Origin of the sequence: Phenylobacterium sp. (assembly GCF_030681155.1) — a bacterium.
Classification (GTDB): Bacteria; Pseudomonadota; Alphaproteobacteria; order Caulobacterales; family Caulobacteraceae; genus Phenylobacterium.
Genome location: NZ_JAUXXE010000071.1, coordinates 1 through 16792, shown reverse-complemented (window position 1 = coordinate 16792; position 16792 = coordinate 1). Strand labels below are relative to the sequence as shown.

Here is a 16792-nt window from a genome sequence, read left to right as displayed (position 1 = left end):
CGGAGCGCTATCCTATAAATCCGGCCGCACGATGGTTTTGCCGACCACTTTGCGCGTGGCCAGGGAATCGAACGCGGCGCGCCACTCGTCCAGTCGATACTCGTGATCGACGCGGGGCTTCATCTTATCGGCCATCGCCCAGATGGCGGCGGTGTTCTCGCGGCCCTTTTCAGGGAATTGGCGGCCGTACTCCCCGGCTCGCACGCCCATCACCGAGAAGCCCTTGATCAGGGCTATATTGACCGGCAGCACCGGCTGGCGGCCGGACGTGAAGCCGATCGAGAGGATGCGGCCGTTGAAGGCGATGCAGCGCAGGCTCTCGTCGAACACGTCCCCGCCCACCGGATCGTAGATCACGTCGGCGCCGCGTCCGCCGGTGATCTCCTTGACCTTTTCCCGGAAGCCGCCAGTCACGTTCACAATGGCGTCAGGCTGGTACTCGGCCTGCAGGATGGCGAGCTTCTCGTCCGACGCCGAGGCGGCGATCACCTTGCAGCCCAGGTGCTTGGCCATGTCCACGGCGGCCAGGCCGACGCCTCCGGCCGCGCCATGCACCAGCACCCACTCGCCAGCCTCGACCTGGGCGCGGCGCACCAGGGAGACATAGGCGGTGAGATAGGCGGTCGAATATCCGGCCGCCTGGCTGAACGACAGGCTTTCGGGCTTCTTACGCAGGATCGCGGCGGGGGTGATCGCGTACTCAGAAAATCCGCCGATCCGGGCGCCGCCGACCACCGCGTCGCCGACCTCGAACTCAGTCACGCCTTCGCCCAAGGCCGACACCTCGCCGGCGACCTCCATGCCGGGAATGAACGGCAGGGGCGGCTTGTGTTGATACTCGCCGCGGGTCTGCAGCAGGTCGGGGAAGTTCACCGCCGCCGCGCGCACCTTGATCTGCACCTCGCCCGGACCGGGGGCAGGGGTCTCGATCTCCTTCAGGACGCAGCCGCCGTAATCCGGGGCCAGTTCCTCAACCAACAGCGCGCGCAATACGTCCCTCCAGGCCTTCGCGGACCAGGCCCGCAATTTCACGACAGGCCACGTCGGCGCAAGGGACGACACCTGTGAAGGCGGTGAAACCGTGAGCCTGGCTGTCGTAGCAACGATAGGCGACGGGCACGCCGGCGGCGCGCAGGCGCTTGGCGTAGGCCTCGCCCTGATCGACCAACGGATCGAAGCCCGCCGTCACGATGACCGCCTGCGCCAGGCCGGAGAGATCACCCTCGCGGATCGGAGACAGGCGCGGATCGGCCGGGTCTGCGCCTGGGCCCATATAGTGGCCCATGAACCACTCCATCATCGCCCGCGACAGTGGGAAGGCGTCGGCATAGGTGGCCATGGAGGCGGTTTCGCTGACCACATCGACGCACGGATAGATGAGCAGTTGCAGGGCGGGCTGCGGCTCGCCGGAGCGTCGAAGTTCCTGGCAGACCACGGCGGCGAAGTTGCCGCCCATGGAATCGCCCCCAATCGCCGCGTGGCCGGCCGGCGCGCCGAAACTGGCCGCATGCTCACGGGCGTAGCGGAACGCGCCCAGCACGTCCTCCAGGCCCGCCGGGAAGCGATGTTCGGGTGCGAGGCGGTATTCCACCGACACTACCGGCGCGCGGGCCAGCTTCGCCAGGATCCCGCAGAAGGCGTCGCAGGTGTCGAGGTCGCCGATCACGCCCCCGCCGAAGTGCGCAAACACGATCACCGGAGCGGCCGGGTCCTGGTTTTCCGGGCGGTAGGCGCGCGCGGGGATCGAGCCGTGGGCCGCAGGTATCGTGAGCGCCTCGGTACGCACGCCTGGTTCGGGCCTGCCGCCATAGATCGCGGCGGCCTGGGCGCTGGCCCTGCGCGCCTCCTCCGGACTGAGCGTCGTCATCGGCGGCATATGCGCGGCCTGGGCGGCCATGAACTGGAGCCGCGGATCAAGGGTGCGACCGCCGCGATAGACCACCGATCCTCCCGACATCAGCCTCAGGATCGGAGCGGGCAGTGACAGGACCGTGCGGGCGAGGAACCGCTGAGCCGATCCGCCAGGCACGACTTCAGGCCTTGGACTTTGGAAGGCCCTGAAGACCTCCCTGGATCATGGCGACGGCGAATTCCGTGGCCCCCTGCGTGTCGATGGGACGGCGGGTCAGCATCCGCTCGCCGACGTCGCGAGCGATCGCGATGCAGGCGGCGGCGACATAGTCGGGGTCGGCCGCCGGGGCGCGGCCCATGGCGATCTCATCGACAATGGCTTCACGCACCTCGTTGAACACCGCCGCCATTTCTGGGGTTTCGCCATGCACGTGGGGCACCACCTCTTCAGGCGGGCGGCGCGCGAGCCAGGTCTTATGGGCGTCGCTGAGGAACAGGAAATAGGCGCCGATGGCGGCACGGACGAATTCGTTCCAATCGGCCGATTGCGCACGCTGGGCTTTCAGCAGCGGCGCGAACTGCCGCGCGCCTTCGGCCGAGAGGGCGAGGTACACCTCGTCCTTGGAGCGATAGTAATTATAGAAGGTGCCGGCTGCGAGCCCTGTACGCCGGATGATGTCGCGCACCGTGGCGGTCTCGTAGCCAAGCTCCCCGAACACTTCGCGTGCAGCGTCCATGATGGCCTGCCGATTGGCGACCTTGGTCAGCTCGCGCTTGCCGGCGGGGAGGTAGGCGATTTCGGACATTCTGATGTGACTCAAGAAACGTGACGCCCGTCATTGTAGGGCCAGCCGGTGCGCCAAGCCAAGGCTGAGCATCGCCGGGCCGCGCTGACCGAATGGGTCAAACCGTGCGAGCGGCGCGGTCCTTGGCGTTGGTGGCCGAAATCGCCTCCCGCGCCGCCGTCCATTCGGCGTCGCCCCAACTGCGTAGCCGAGAGAAGTTGCCGCCGGTGGCTTGCCAGGCCGCGCCGTCGATGGCGATCGTCTGGCCGTTCACATAGGCCGACAACGGATGCAGCAGATAGACGGCGAGGTTGGCCAGTTCGCGCATGTCGCCGACCCGCCCCATCGGGTTGCCGGTCATATCCGAATAGGCGCCGCCGGTGTCCTCGGCTTGGCTGGGATTTAGCCGCGCGCTCATGCCCTCGGTGGGGAAGGGGCCGGGTGCGATATTGTTGAACCGAATGCCGTAATCACCCCATTCGACCGCCAGCGACTGGCTCATGGTGGCGAGCCCCGCCTTCGACATGGCCGAGGGCACGGTGTAGGGGCCGCCGTTCCAGACCCAGGTGGTCAGGATCGACACCACCGAGGCCCGCTTGCCCTCGGCGATCCAGCGCTTGCCGCAGTCGAGGGTGACGAAGAACGAACCCCGGAAGACGATATTGGCGATGGCGTCGAAGCCGCGCGGGCTGAGGTCCTGGGTGCGGCTGATGAAATTGCCGGCCGCGTTGTTGACCAGGCCGGTCAGGGCGCCGCCGTCGCTCCAGATCTTGTCCAGCATTTCCGAGATCGCTTCCGGCACCCGGATGTCGCAGGCCAGGCTGACGACCTTGCCGGCGGCCTCGGGATGGGCGGCCATCAGTTCCTTGGCGGTGGCCTCCACGACGCCGCCGCGACGACCGCAGATATAGACCTCGGCGCCCAGGATCAGGCAGGCCTCGGCCATGACCTTGCCCAGGCCGGTGCCGCCGCCGGTGATCAGGATCCGCTCGCCCTTCATCAGGCCAGGGCGGAACATCAGGTCGTCGGGTGTCAACTCGGCCATGGCGCGTCCTCCGCATATGTTGGGAGGATGTCGCGGCTCCTTACGCCGCGTCGGTCAAGCGGGCAGGATCTCGTGTGCGCGGTGGTTTTCTGCGACGCCATCGATGAAGATCACGTCCCCTTCGGAGTGCTCAGTCCGCAGCGGCAGGATCGCCTGATAGGCAGGCGATTCGTACCAGTCGCGCGCGGCCCTGCGGTCGGCGAACTCGATCATGATCAGGTCGCCGGACCAGTCGCCCTCCAGCACTTCGGCCTCGCCACCATGGACGCGGAACTTGCCGCCGAAGGGAGCCAGGGTGGCGTCGATCCGGTGTAGGTACTCGACGATGGCCTCACCCATCACAATGTGGCGGAGTTTGGCGATGGCGTAGGTGGACATGGGAACCTCGTGGTCAGTGGACTTGGCTCCACGAACCTGTCCTCTCCCGGCGCCCGGATCGATTACGCGCGAGGTAATGCTCAGGCGCTTTTTTTGGGTCGCGGAGGACCATCAGACCGCCAACGAAAAAGGGGCCGCCTCGCGGCGACCCCTTGGTCTCTTCCTGGACGTCTTGTTCTTAGAATTCTTCCCAGGTGTCTTCGTCAGCCTGGGGGGCGTAGGCGAGGGCGTTCGCCCCACGCGTCGCCGGTCGTTGCGACTGGCGTTGCTGGGGCGGGGCGGCCCGGCGGGTCGCGGTTTGCACCCCGCCGCCGGCCACCTTGAACCGGGCGACCAGGCGAGCCAGTTCCTCTGCCTCGTCGGCCAGGACGCGGCTGGCGGCGGTCGATTCCTCGACCATGGCGGCGTTCTGCTGGGTGACTTGATCCATCTGGTTGACGGCGGTGTTCACCTGGCCAAGGCCGAGGGCTTCTTCCTTGGCCGAGGCGGCGATTTCGCCGACCACGTTCGAAATTTCACCGACCTGGCGAACGATGCGTTCCAGGGCTTTGCCGGTCTCGCCGACCAGGCTGACGCCGGAGGCGACTTGCTGGCTGGAGGCCGAGATCAGGGTCTTGATCTCCTTGGCGGCTTCGGCCGAGCGCTGGGCCAGGGCGCGGACTTCCGAGGCGACGACGGCGAAACCGCGGCCAGCTTCGCCAGCGCGGGCGGCTTCAACGCCCGCGTTCAGCGCCAGCAGGTTGGTCTGGAAGGCGATCTCGTCGATCACGCCGATGATCTGGCTGATCTGCTTGGCCGAGCTTTCGATCTGACCCATGGCCTCGATGGCGCGGCCCACGACCAGGCCGCCTTCTTCAGCGTCGGTCTTGGCGGCGGCGACGGCTTCACGGCCGTGCGATGCGCCTTCCGAGGTCTTGTTGACGGTCGCGGTGATCTCGTCGAGCGCCGCGGCGGTTTCTTCGAGGGTCGCGGCCTGGTGCTCGGTGCGGCGCGACAGGTCGTCGGCCGAGTGGCTGATCTCACCGGCGCCCGACTGGATGGAGGCGGTGGCGCCGGCGATGGCGCGCATGGCCTCTTCAAGCTTGGCGGAGGCGGCGTTGAAGTCGTCGCGAAGCTTGCGGTAGTCGCCGGGGAATTCGCGATCGAGACGATAGGTCAGGTCGCCGGCGGCGAGGCTGTCGAGGCCCTGAGCCAGCGACTGCACCACCATGGCCTGTTCCTCGGCGATCGCCGCGGCGGCTTCGGCGTTCTGGCGGCGGGTGACTTCGGCGGCGGCCTCGGTGTGTTCGTGTTCGACGCGCAGCTTCTCAAGATGCAGCTGGTTGTCGCGGAAGATGGTCAGCGAGGAGACGATGGCGCCCAGTTCGTCCTTGCGGGCCAGAGCGTCCAGGTTGATCGCATTGTCGCCGTGCGCGAGGCCTTCGGTGGCGCTGGCGATCTTCTTGACGTCGCCCCGCAGGATGGCGGTCAGGGCCCAGGCCAGGGCGCCGGCGATCAGCAAGGTCGCAAGGGCGGCGATCATGGTCACCATCTGGGCGGCTTGCGAACGATCTTCGCTGGCCTTCGCGTTGGCGTCGGTCAGGGCGCCGTTGGCGGCGACGATCTTGCCCAGGGTCCCGCTCATCTTCGTGTACTCCTCCTCGAAGGGAGCAGCGAAGCCTGCGGCGGTGCCGAAGTCGGTGGTGATCATGGCGGCGATGACGTCGAGCGCATCGCGGGTCTGCTTCAGCGCCTTGATCAACTCGTCGAAGGACTTCTTCTGCGAGGGCGGAGCCTTGGCGGCGATCGCCTCGACTTCCTTGGTGATCGCGTCGACTTCGGTCAGCAGCGCTTGGCTTCGGCCTTCGATCTGATCGACTTCGATGGCGGCGGCTTGGTGGGTCAGAAGGAAGTAGAGTTCGCCGTGAACGCCGGTGATGCGTTCCGAAACCTTCTGCAGACGCAGGCTGTTGGGCAGATCAGAGTGGACAACCTGGCGCAGGTCGCTTGCCTGGCCGCGCTGGATAACAACCGCGCCCCCGGCCGTCAGGGCCAGCATGACCAGTGCAAAAGCAGGTGCGAAGCCGATCTTGACGATCAGCGGCACGTCTACAAGCCGAAAGCGCTTCACTAATTTTCCCCCGAAGCCATTAGCCTTTGGGGGAAGATGCCGACATGTTGCTAACCAAACGTCACTGGCGTCAGGGTTTTTTGCGACTTGCGCGGGCGCGTATATACAAAGACACAACAATTGTGATTCAGCGGTTTACTTGTCCTTAACCACATCTATTTGGCGAAGATCAGATTCTTTTAACCTGCATCCCCGATAACAGCGTTGCGTCCGTTATCTAGAAAGGGTTGGGGCAATGAAGAATCTCATCAAACTCGGGGGCGGTATCGCTCTCTGCCTGGCGTTCGCCGGCGCGTCGTCCGCCGCTGATTTCCAAGACAGCATGGCCAAGTGCCTGACCAAGCACGCCAACACCCGCGACGCGGCTGTTGTGATGCTTGAGTGCAGCGCCACGGCCGGCAAGCTTTCGGGCTGCAAGGTTCTGGAAGACAGCAAGGCCGGCAAGGGCTTCGACAAGGCCGCCCTGTGCGTGGCCGACGCCCTGCCGATGGGGTCGAAGACCGGCGTCGTGAAGGTGCCGATGCGCTTCCCCGGCGGCGCGTAAGCGTCCCCGAACAAGAATTCCTATTCTTGCAGATCGCGCCCTCGGCCCATGGCCGGGGGCGTTTTGCGTTGCGCCACTACTTGTTCACGCGGGCGTCCAGGGCCTGGGCCGCAGCGGGCGCGCGAATTTTACCCTCGTGGATGACATAGGCGAAGACTTCGCGCGGGCCTTCCGCGGGGCCGGTGCGGTCGAGCGGCTTGAAGTCGCCGGGCACCTGGCCCTTCGCGTAGTCAGTAAGCCGCCCTGCCCAGGCGTCGAGTTCCTCAGGCGGGTAGGCGGTCTCGATCTCGTCGACGCCCTTCATCAGCCGCAGATAGACGAAGCCGGTAGTGATGTCGGCGATCAGCGGGTGGGTCTCATGCTCGGCCACGCAGATCGCAACGTCATGGTCGCGGCACAGCTTGACGAAGGCTGGGGTGGCGAAGCTCGGATGGCGCACCTCGACCACGTGGCGCAGCGCCAAGCCGTCGAGTTTCTTCGGCAATAGGGCGAGGAAGGCGGCGAAGTCGTCGGGATCGAACTTCTTGGTGGCCATGAACTGCCAGTTGATCGGCCCCAGCCGGTCGCCCAGTTCGACCACGCCCTGGTTCAGGAACTTGCCGACCGACTCGCCGGCCTCGGCCAGGACCCGCCGGTTGGTGCAGAACCGCGAGGCCTTCACCGAGAAGACGAAGCCGTCCGGAGTGGCGGCCGCCCATTTGGCGAAGGTCTCGGGCTTTTGACTCGAATAATAGGTGGAGTTGATCTCCAGCGTCTTCAGGTGGCGACTGGCGTAGGCGAGTTCGTCGGCCTGTTTCAGTCCTTCCGGATAGAACACGCCCCGCCAGGGTTCGAAGGTCCAGCCTCCGATCCCGGTACGGATCAAACCCGCCTGCGCCATCGCACCCTCGTTCGCTATTTCCGCTGGGACGCGGTGGCGTCCCGGGTCAGCTTGAATTCAGAGCCCGCTTTCCATTCCGGCCATTCGGTCGAATTGGCCAGCTTGCGGCCCAGATCCAACATCAGTTGGCCGTCCTGCGCCATACCTTCAAGATTCCACGAGGGGTCATATTCGTCGGCCGGCTGGTGGTAGCGGTCGGCCGTGTAGACCTTGGAGAAGGCGTCGCCCGCAGCCGTCCCGCCATTGACCAGGTCGCGGCCGGAGCCGAACGAGATCGCCGGGACGCCGCGCTTGGCGAACGGGAAGTGGTCCGACCGGAAGAAGCTGCCGGCCTCCGGGCGCGGGTCGGGCGAGTAGTAGCGGCCGTGAGTCTTGCCGACCGCGATCAGATCGTCCTGCAGAGTGGAGGCGGCGTTGCCGGACGAGGTGAAGTCCTTGGCGGGGCCGGATGGCGAGAGCGCGTCCATGTTGATGTTGGCGACGGTCTTGGCCAGCGGATAGAGCGGGCTGGCCGAATAGTATTCCGAGCCCAGCAGGCCCTTTTCCTCGGCTGTCACCGCCAGGAACAAGACTGAGCGGTCCGGTTTTGGGCCGTTGGCGAAGGCGCGGCCGATCTCGATCATCGTCGCGATGCCGTCGGCGTTATCGACGGCGCCGTTGTAGATGGTATCGCCCTTCGCATCCGGCAGCCCGACGCCCAGGTGGTCCCAGTGCGAGGAGTAGATCACCACCTCGTCGGGGCGCTTGGCGCCGGGGACCAGGCCGACCACGTTCTTGGAAACGATCTTCTGCACATCGACGGCGTAGTCGGTGGAGAAAGTCGCGCCCTTCAGCTCGACCGGCTTGAAGTCGCGGGTCTGGGCTTGCTTCTTCAGGGTCTCGAAATCGAGACCGGAGGCCTTCAGCAGCTCAACGGCCTTGTCGCGCTGGATCCAGCCTTCGAGCGGGGCGTGGGCGTCGCTGGGCTTGTCGCGGATGATGTCGAAGACGGTGTTGGTGTTGGAGTTCTTCACCGTCGCCCAGCCGTAGGAGGCCGGGGCGGTTTCGTGAACCACTAGGAAGCCGGCGGCGCCGCGGCGCGCAGCCTCCTCGAACTTATAGGTCCAGCGGCCGTAGTAGGTCATGGCCTTGCCGCCGAAGTCGCCCCCATTCTTGACGTCAGGGCCGGTTTCGAAGTCCGGATCGTTGACCAGCACCAGGGCGATCTTGCCCTTCAGGTCCTGACCCTTGAAGTCGTCCCAGTTGCGTTCAGGAGCGGTGACGCCGTAGCCGACGAACACTATCGGGGCGTCCTTGATGCTAACGCGATCGGCGCCGGTCTGGGCAGCGCGCAGGGCGACCTCTTCGCCTTGGGTCCAGGTCTGGGTCTTGCCGCCCAGGTTCACGCTAACGGTGACAGGGCCTTCGTTTTCGAAGCGGGCGAGCGGAACGTCCTGGGTCCAGGCGCGCTGGCCGTCCTTCAGGTCGCCGCCCGGTTGCAGGCCGGCGGCCTTATATTGCTCGATGATGTAGGCGACGGTCTTTTTTTCGCCCTCGGTCGCCGGAGCGCGGCCCTCATAGGCGTCGGATGACAAAACTTTAACGTGTTCGGCGATCTTGGCCGGGGCGATATCAGCGGCAAGAGCCGGAGCGGCGAAAACGGCCCAAATCGCGGCGCTGGCGAGGAGAAACTGCTTCATGAACATTCCAAGTGTGGGACGAGATTGCGCGGGACCGTAATTCGATGGCCTAGCTAGCGCTAGGGGGCTGCGACCAACACGCCACAGTGCCGATGGCCAATGCCGAATGTCTCGGCTCGGCAATCGACGGCGCGCCCGCACCCGACTAAGACGAAAACGCCGGTATCAAGGTCAGCGCCGCGCCACGCGAAAGCCAGCAGGCTCAGTGAGCGTTCGCGGACCGCCAATGACGAAAAGAATGATGCGTTCAGCCTCTTCCGCGACCACTCCCCTGGTCGCCCTGGCCTGCCTTGCGCTCTCGGCTTGCGCCTCCACGCGGAGCGTCGACACGCGCTTGCCCGCCGCCTTCGAGGCGCCTTCGGCTCCGCCTGCGGGCGCTGTTGCGCTCGACACCTGGTGGCTCGCCTTCAATGATCCGCAACTCACCGGCCTGATCGAACAGGCGCTGGCGGCCAGCCCCGATGCGCGGACGGCGGCGGCTCGACTGCAGGAAGCCCGCGCGACGCGCCAGGGCGCCCTAACCAATTTCCTGCCGCAGGGAAACATTCGTGGCTCGGCGTCCAAGACCGATAGCCGGGTGATCGATGGTACGCGGGTCAGCATTCCTGACTTCTCGACGGTCGGCGAAAGCGAGAGCTACGGCGTCAATTTCGACGTGACCTGGGAAATCGACCTGTTCGGCAGAGTGTTCGCCGCGCGGCGCGCGGCCAATGCTGAAATGGCCGCCGCACGGCTGGACTATGAAGCGACGCGGGCAAGTCTCGCGGCCAATGTCGCCGACAGCTATTTCCAGGCCCGCGGCCTGGCGATCCAACTTGAAGACGCCAAGGCGACCGCGCGCATTCAGAGCGAACTGCTGCGTATCGTACAGGTCCGGGTCGATCGCGGCATCGCCGCGACATCTGACGCCGACCGCGTCGCCGGCGACCTTTCTACGGCCGAAAGCCAGGTGGCTGGGCTTGAGGCTGATCTCCAGGCGCAACGCCGCACACTGCTGATCCTGGTTGGCCGCGGAATCGAGCCGACGGCGAACCTGCCGGTGGACGCCCAGGTCGGCGCGATCCCGCAGCCGCCCGCCGCCATTCCCGGGGAACTGCTCGCCCGGAGGCCCGATGTGCGTCAGGCCGAAGCCATGCTGGTCTCGGCCTTGGGCCGCCTCGACTACGCGAAGCTCGCCTTCTTCCCGACCTTCAAGCTGACGCCGGGCATCGGCCTTCAGGACACTCGGCAGCCGAACCTGTCCAACGTGGTCCAGAGCTGGACCATCGGCGCCAATGTGACGATCCCGGTGCTGGACATTCCGCGCCTGCTTTCCGAGCTGAACGCCCAGGACGCCCGCACCGAGCAGGCCGCGATCGCCTATGAGAAAGCGGTGCAGACCGCTTTTGGAGAGGCTGAGAATTCGCTGGTGCGGCTCGCCGCCGACCGTCGCCGCGTGGAACTGCTGAACGCTGGCGAGGCCCGCGCCAAGCGGGCTTATGAGGCGTCCCGCAAGAGTTATGTGGCTGGCGTCACCGACTTGCAGACGGCGCTGAACAACGAACAGGCGTGGCGCAGCGTGCGCACCCAAGAAACGGCCGCCGAGGTGCAGGCCCTGCGCCGCGCGGTTCAAACCTACAAGGCCCTGGGAGGCGGTTGGCCGCTCCAGTCGGCTCCGACCAACAAAGAGGCTCGCTGACGTGTCGAGATCCAAGACCTATCTGACGCTCACGGTCGGCCTCGTGTCTGCCTTGGCCCTCACGGCTTGCGGCCCCAAGGAACCGCCCAAGAAGGATCCCGCCGCCGAGGCGCGCACCGTCCGTGTCGTGCGGGTGGAAAATCGCTCCATCACGGGTTCGTTGACAGCCTCGGGCTCGCTGATCCCTCGTGAGGAAGCGGCCGTCGCGCCGGAAGTCACCGGCTATCGTGTGTCGCGCGTGCTGGTCGAAGAGGGCGCCTATGTCCGCGCCGGCGAGACGCTGGCCCAACTGGACGGAGCCTTGATCGCCGCCCAGGTCGAACAGCAGCGCGCACTGGCCGCCCAGGCCGCGATTCAAGCCGATCAGGCGGAAGCCGAAGCCGCGCGGGTCGCTGGCCTCGATGGCCAGGGCGTCTTGTCGGACGAGGCGCTGCAGCAGCGCCGCTTCCAGGCCAAGGCATCCCGCGCCACCGCCAACGCCCAGGCCGCCGCCTATCGCGACGCCCAGACCCGGGCAGGCAAGCTGGCGGTCACCGCGCCGGTCTCCGGCCTGGTTCTCGAACGCACCGTGCGGCCAGGCGATCTGGCCGCCGGCGGCGCAACGCCGTGGTTCCGTATCGCCCGCGAGGGCAAGATCGAGCTGTCCGCCGAGCTTCCTGAGGATGACATGGCCCGGGTGCGCGTCGGGCAACGCGTCACCGTCACCCTGCCGTCGGGCGGCAGTGCGGAGGGCCAGGTGCGGATCGTCGCGCCGGAAGTGAACACCCAGACGAAGCTCGGCTCGGTGCGCATCAGTCTGCCGGTGCGCGACGATATTCGTGCTGGCGGCTTTGGTCGCGCCATCTTCAGCGACGCCTCAGGCCAGGGCCTGACGGTGCCGGAGACCGCGATCCGCTATGACGCCGATGGCGCTAGCGTGATGACCGTGGGAGAGGGTAACAAGGTCAAGCGCGTGGTCGTCCAGACCGGCGCGCGCGGCGAAGGCCTCGTGACCCTCGTCAAGGGACCGCCGGCTGGCACCCGAGTGATCCAGAACGCCGCGGCTTTCCTGCTCGACGGCGACGTCGTCAAACCGATGGACGCGACCGCGGCCCCAACTGCGGCTCCCGCAGCCAAGCCGGCGGCGGCTCCAGTTCCTGGTAAGAAACAATGAGTGACGCTCACGCCAGCGGTGGCGGCGACGGGCTGAAGATTTCAGCCTGGGCCATCAAGAATCCCGTTCCGGTCGCGGTGCTTTTCGTGGCGCTGCTGCTGGCCGGGATGGTGGCCTACACCGGCCTCTACGTAAAAATGTTCCCCAACGTGCAGTTCCCGATGGTGTCGGTGACGGTCACGCAAAACGGCGCTGCGCCGGGGGAAATGGAAACCCAGATCACGCGACCGATCGAGGACGCCATGGCTGGCATCCCGAACGTCAAGAACATCTATTCGACGGTTACCCAGGGCGTCTCCAGCACCAATATCGAGTTCGAGCTCGGCGAGGATCTGCAGAAGAAGACCGACGAGGTTCGCTCTCGGGTCGATCAGGCGCGGGCCGTATTGCCGCGCGAGATCGACGAGCCGACCGTCACACGGGTGGAGCTCGATAGTCAGCCCATCCTGACTTACGCGGTCACCGCGCCCGAAATGTCGGACGTCGAGCTGTCGTGGTTCGTCGACGACACGCTGGGGCGTCTGCTGCAGGGCGAAAAGGGCGTGGCCCAGGTCGCCCGGGTCGGCGGTGTGACCCGCGAGATCAATGTCATCATTGATCCTGACAAGCTCAACGCCCGTGGCCTGACCGCAGCACAGGTGAACAACGCCCTGCGCGCGGCCAATCTCGACGCTCCCGGCGGGCGCGTCGAGGTCGGCGGACGCGAGCAGACCCTGCGGGTTCTCGGCTCGGTCAACACGCTGAAGGCTCTGCGCGACTTCACGATCTCGACCGGCAATGGCGGCCACGTGCGGCTGACTGATATCGCCGAGGTCGGCGACGGCTCGTCGGAGGTGCGCGGCTTCGCGCGCCTGAACGGCCAGCCGGTGGTCGGCTTCATGGTGATGAAGACCCGCGACTCCAGCGACGTCGCGGTCGAGGACAACATCATCGCCGCCCTGGCGAAGGCCGAAGGTCAGTACAAGGGCGTCACCTTCACCAAGATCTTTTCCAGCGTCGACGAGACGCGGGCCAGCTTCCGGGCCACCCAGCACGTGCTGCTGGAAGGCATGATCCTGGCGGCCCTGGTGGTGTTCCTGTTCCTGCGCGACTGGCGCTCGACGGCGATCACCGCGTTCGCCATGCCCGTCTCGCTGATCCCCACTTTCTTCTTCATGAACCTGTTCGGCTTCTCGCTGAACGTCGTGACCCTGCTCGCGCTGACCCTGGTCATCGGCATCCTGGTCGATGACGCCATCGTGGAGATCGAGAACATCGAGAAACGCGTCGCCGGGGGCATGCGGCCCTATCAGGCGGCTATGGAAGGCGCGGACGCCATCGGTCTGGCGGTGGTGGCGACGACCTTCGCCATCGTCGTGGTGTTCACGCCTGTGTCGTTCATGGCCGGCATGGCCGGTCAGTTCTTCCGCGAGTTCGGCATCACCGTGTCGATCGCGGTGCTGTTCTCGCTGGTCGTCGCGCGACTGCTGACGCCGCTGATGGCCGCCTACCTGCTGAAGCCCGTTGCTCATCCCAAGCCGCGTAAACCGTTCGAAGGGTTCTACCGGGACACACTGGAATGGGCGCTCGACCACCGGATCATCGCGTCCATCATCGGCGGGGTGATCTTCATCGGCTCGCTGCTGCTGGTCCCGATGCTGCCGCAGGGCTTCCAGCCCGAGGGCGATCCTGACTATCTCTATATCAACGTGCAGGGCCCGCCCGGCGCGACCGCGACCGACATGGAAGATGTCGTCCAACGCCTGACGAAGCTGTTCCAGGACCGGCCGGAAGTCACCGGCGTGTTCGCTCAGATCGGTTCGACGGTTTCCGTTGGTGGTCCTGGTGGGGGCGGTGGCGGCGGGAGCGATCTGCGCTCCGGCACCATGACGGTTCTGCTGTCCGGTGATCGTCACATCAGCGGGGCGGACCTGCGCAAGGAAATGCGCGCCGACCTGCTCGCCATACCCGACGCCCGCGTCAGCTTCCTCGGATCCCAGGGCGAGGCGGGGTTGCAGAAGATCCTGCAGAGCAACGACCCGGCCAAGCTTCAGGCCACTGCGCTCGAGCTTGAGAAGCAGATGCGCACCCTGAACGTCATCGCCGACCCCCGGCCCTCGACTCCGCCGGTCGGGCCCGAGGTGGTGATCCGGCCGCGGGAAGCCGAGGCCGCGCGTCTTGGCGTCACCGCTGACACCATCGCGCAGGTCGCCCGGGTGGCGACGGTCGGCGATATCGACGCCAACGTCGCCAAGCTGACGGATGGCGAGCGGCGCCTGCCGATCCGCATCCGCCTGCCAGCCGACGCCCGCGCCGACATCCAGCGGATCAAGGCGCTGCGCATCCCGACCTCGTCCGGCGCGGTGACGACGCTGGAGGCGGTGGCCGATGTCGAGTTCCAGGCCGGTCCGGCGCGGATCGAACGTCTCAACCGAATGCGCCAGCAGACGGTCCAGGCCGAGTTGAACGGCGTCGAGATGGGCACCGCCAACCAGGCCGTCGACAAGCTGCCGATCATGAAGAACCTGCCGGCCGGCGTGACCCCGGCCGAGACCGGCCAATTGGAGGCCATGCAGGAACTGTTCGCCTCCTTCGGACTGGCGGTCTTCGCCGGCGTGGCGATGATCTACGGCGTTCTGGTTCTGCTGTTCCGCTCGTTCTTCAAGCCGATCGTCATCCTCTCGGCCTTGCCGCTGGCGGTGGGCGGGGCGTTCCTCGGCCTGCTGATCTTCGACCTCTCGCTATCGATACCCTCGCTGATCGGCTTCCTGATGCTGCTGGGCCTCGCGGCCAAGAACTCCATCCTCTTGGTGGAGTACGCCATCGAGCGGGAGCGCGACGGCAGGGAGCAGCGCGAGGCCCTGATCGAGGCTTGCCGCGAGCGGGCGCGTCCGATCGTCATGACCACCCTGGCCATGGCGGCGGGCATGCTGCCGACCGCGTTCGCCTTGGAGAAGGGGGCCGAGTTCCGCCAGCCGATGGCGGTCGCCGTGATCGGCGGCCTGATCACCTCGACCCTGCTGTCTCTGGTGCTGGTGCCGGTGGTTTATGAGTTCGTCGACGACTTCGAGAACTGGCTGAAACCCAAGCTCGCCAAGCTGGTCACGCCCCGCGACGCCGCGCCGGTCCCGGCGCCGGAGGACCGGCTCTAGATCTCTCGGCGCAGGACCTGGGCGAACAGCTCGGGATCGACGTTGCCGCCGGACAGCACCAGGCCGGTAGCGCCCTCTTTCCCGAACTTGACCTTGCCCCCCAGCAGGGCGGCGAGGCCGACGGCGCCGCCGGGCTCGACCACGAGCTTCAGGACGGCGAAGGCGTAGCGCATGGCTTCGGCCACCTCGGCGTCGCTGACGACCGCGACATCGGCGACGGTCTTCTGAAGGACCGGGAAGGTGAGTTCGCCCGGCGCTGGGCTTTCCAGCGCGTCGCACAGCGAGCGCGTCGTCGGCTTGATGTTGATCCGCTCGTCCTTTTGCAGCGAACGCAGGGTGTCGTCGAAGCCTTCCGGCTCCACCCCGACGATGGCGGTGGCGGGCGAGAGCGCCTTCACGGCGGTCGATAGGCCGGCCATCAAACCGCCCCCGCCGATCGGCGCCACCACGACGTCGAGCTCAGCGCCACGCGCGCCGGCCTGGCGGATGAGTTCGAGGCCGATCGTGCCCTGGCCGGCGATGATGTCGGGATCATCGAAGGACGGAACGATGACTGCGCCGCGCTCAGCGGCCACTGTCGCGGCGAGAGCTTCACGGCTCTGGGTCAGGCGGTCGTAGAGTTGGACCTCCGCGCCATAGCCGCGCGTCGCCTCGATCTTTACGGTGGGCGCGTCGGACGGCATCAAGATCAGGGCGGGCATGCCGAGCAGCCTCGCCGCCAGGGCCACGCCCTGGGCGTGATTGCCGGAAGAGTAGGCGACGACTCCCGCCTGGGCCTGCTGCGATGAGAGCTGCGCCAGCCGGTTGTAGGCGCCCCGGAACTTGAATGCGCCGACCCGCTGCAGGGTCTCGGGCTTGATCAACACCCGGCGGCCCAGGCGCTCGTTCAGGGCAGGGCTTTCGATCAGCGGGGTTTCGACCGCGTGGCCGGCGAGGCGAGCGGCGGCGGCTTCGATGTCTGGCAAGGTCACTGTCATTTGAGGTCCAGCATAGCGCCGGGCGCGCACCGGCGCGACCTCGCCGCACGGCGCGGGGCTTGACGGCGACGCCCGTCGCTGGTTTACCCCCAGCGAACCGGACGGCTGTTGGCTTAGGCTATGCGTCTGCTTCCTAAAATCGATCCAGTCCACCCGCCGAGAGCCTGTCGAAGGGCGTGGTTGGACCCGCTCGGCAGGCCGGGAAATCGTATCTAAATGGCCAATGTGACCGTGATCGGCGCCCAATGGGGCGACGAGGGCAAGGGCAAGATTGTCGACCTGCTGACCGAGCGCGTACGCGCCGTGGTGCGTTTCCAGGGCGGGCACAATGCCGGCCACACGCTCATCGTCAATGGCAAGAAGACGGTGTTGCACCTGATTCCGTCGGGCATTCTGCGCGAAGGGATCGAGTGCCTGATCGGCAACGGCGTGGTGCTGTCGCCGGATGCGCTGCGCACCGAAGTGGCCGAGGTCGAGGCCACCGGCGTTGCCGTGCGCGACCGCCTGAAGATCAGTCCGGCGACGCCGCTGATCATGCCCTACCACGTACAGCTCGATCAGGCGCGCGAACTGGCCTCGGG

At 66.5% G+C, this 16792-nt stretch carries 14 protein-coding genes; 5 read left to right on the top strand and 9 right to left on the bottom strand.

The window, feature by feature from the left end:
- Window positions 1-12: 12 nt before the first annotated feature.
- From Q8M13_RS18610 to Q8M13_RS18585, 6 genes are all read right to left on the bottom strand, one after another.
- Complete coding sequence (locus Q8M13_RS18610) at window positions 13-990, bottom strand: NADPH:quinone oxidoreductase family protein (RefSeq protein ID WP_305301654.1); 978 nt, start codon at window positions 988-990, stop codon at window positions 13-15.
- Window positions 971-2029, bottom strand: a complete 1059-nt coding sequence (locus tag Q8M13_RS18605) for an alpha/beta hydrolase (RefSeq protein WP_305301652.1) — start codon at window positions 2027-2029, stop codon at window positions 971-973. Before Q8M13_RS18605 ends, Q8M13_RS18610 begins: the two co-directional genes overlap by 20 nt.
- A gap of 4 nt (window positions 2030-2033) precedes the next feature.
- Complete coding sequence (locus Q8M13_RS18600; protein ID WP_305301651.1) at window positions 2034-2657, bottom strand: TetR/AcrR family transcriptional regulator; 624 nt, start codon at window positions 2655-2657, stop codon at window positions 2034-2036.
- A gap of 97 nt (window positions 2658-2754) precedes the next feature.
- Complete coding sequence (locus Q8M13_RS18595) at window positions 2755-3681, bottom strand: SDR family oxidoreductase (RefSeq protein WP_305301649.1); 927 nt, start codon at window positions 3679-3681, stop codon at window positions 2755-2757.
- Between the two features lie 54 nt (window positions 3682-3735).
- The gene (locus Q8M13_RS18590) at window positions 3736-4059 is read right to left on the bottom strand and encodes a DUF1330 domain-containing protein (protein WP_305301648.1); all 324 of its coding nucleotides are present in this window, start codon (window positions 4057-4059) and stop codon (window positions 3736-3738) included.
- 178 nt (window positions 4060-4237) lie between these two features.
- Window positions 4238-6169 (bottom strand): methyl-accepting chemotaxis protein, encoded by a 1932-nt coding sequence (locus tag Q8M13_RS18585; protein WP_305301647.1) that lies wholly within the window; start codon window positions 6167-6169, stop codon window positions 4238-4240.
- 235 nt (window positions 6170-6404) lie between these two features.
- Between Q8M13_RS18585 and Q8M13_RS18580 the strand changes: the two genes are divergently transcribed.
- Entirely contained in the window at window positions 6405-6713 is a 309-nt protein-coding gene (locus Q8M13_RS18580) for a hypothetical protein (RefSeq protein WP_305301646.1), read from the top strand.
- Window positions 6714-6789: 76 nt separating this feature from the next.
- Here the strand turns inward: Q8M13_RS18580 and Q8M13_RS18575 are convergent, their stop codons facing one another.
- The gene (locus tag Q8M13_RS18575) at window positions 6790-7593 is read right to left on the bottom strand and encodes a DUF72 domain-containing protein (protein WP_305301645.1); all 804 of its coding nucleotides are present in this window, start codon (window positions 7591-7593) and stop codon (window positions 6790-6792) included.
- A gap of 14 nt (window positions 7594-7607) precedes the next feature.
- On the bottom strand, window positions 7608-9272 hold the full coding sequence (locus Q8M13_RS18570) for a M28 family metallopeptidase (protein WP_305301644.1): 1665 nt from the start codon (window positions 9270-9272) through the stop codon (window positions 7608-7610).
- Window positions 9273-9513: 241 nt separating this feature from the next.
- Between Q8M13_RS18570 and Q8M13_RS18565 the strand changes: the two genes are divergently transcribed.
- From Q8M13_RS18565 to Q8M13_RS18555, 3 genes are read left to right on the top strand one after another with little or no spacing between them, the layout of a single operon-like run.
- Window positions 9514-10950, top strand: a complete 1437-nt coding sequence (locus Q8M13_RS18565; protein WP_305301643.1) for an efflux transporter outer membrane subunit — start codon at window positions 9514-9516, stop codon at window positions 10948-10950.
- A 1-nt stretch (window position 10951) separates the two neighbouring features.
- The gene (locus Q8M13_RS18560; RefSeq protein WP_305301642.1) at window positions 10952-12103 is read left to right on the top strand and encodes an efflux RND transporter periplasmic adaptor subunit; all 1152 of its coding nucleotides are present in this window, start codon (window positions 10952-10954) and stop codon (window positions 12101-12103) included.
- On the top strand, window positions 12100-15234 hold the full coding sequence (locus Q8M13_RS18555; RefSeq protein WP_305301641.1) for an efflux RND transporter permease subunit: 3135 nt from the start codon (window positions 12100-12102) through the stop codon (window positions 15232-15234). The genes Q8M13_RS18560 and Q8M13_RS18555 overlap by 4 nt, the downstream gene beginning before the upstream one ends.
- Here Q8M13_RS18555 and Q8M13_RS18550 read toward each other — a convergent pair.
- Window positions 15231-16211, bottom strand: a complete 981-nt coding sequence (locus Q8M13_RS18550) for a threonine/serine dehydratase (RefSeq protein ID WP_305301640.1) — start codon at window positions 16209-16211, stop codon at window positions 15231-15233. The two genes, Q8M13_RS18555 and Q8M13_RS18550, sit on opposite strands and share 4 nt — an antisense overlap.
- A gap of 216 nt (window positions 16212-16427) precedes the next feature.
- Here Q8M13_RS18550 and Q8M13_RS18545 point away from each other — a divergent pair.
- A partial coding sequence (locus Q8M13_RS18545) for an adenylosuccinate synthetase (protein ID WP_305301639.1) occupies window positions 16428-16792 on the top strand: 365 nt, incomplete at its 3' end.